This is a genomic window from Halomonas sp. ND22Bw (genome assembly GCF_003011945.1).
Classification (GTDB): Bacteria; Pseudomonadota; Gammaproteobacteria; order Pseudomonadales; family Halomonadaceae; genus Halomonas; species Halomonas halophila.
In genome coordinates, this window is record NZ_PXWD01001031.1 from 1 (window position 1) to 265 (window position 265).

Genomic DNA, 265 nt, shown 5'->3' on the forward strand with positions numbered 1-265 from the left:
CCTCGGCGATCGCCTCGCCGTCCATGTCGGCGGGATAGTAGGTCGGCCATTGCTCGACCTCCTCCAGCTGCGCCTGGCGATCGTCGCCCCAGTACAGGTGGTAATGCTGCGCATCGCGGGGGGCAATCGCATGATCGCTGAACTGGATGAACGCTGGCAGAGCCTCACCCCCGGCTTGCAGCTCGAAGATATAGCGGACACCGCGATTGCCGGCCTCGTAGCTCAGGACCTCGAAGCCGTCATAGGCATACTCTCCGGTACGTGC

1 protein-coding gene is annotated in these 265 nt (G+C 63.8%); it reads right to left on the reverse strand.

Annotated elements, in window-relative coordinates:
• A partial coding sequence (locus CVH10_RS21310) for a ZinT/AdcA family metal-binding protein (protein ID WP_146143235.1) occupies window positions 1-265 on the reverse strand: 265 nt, incomplete at both ends.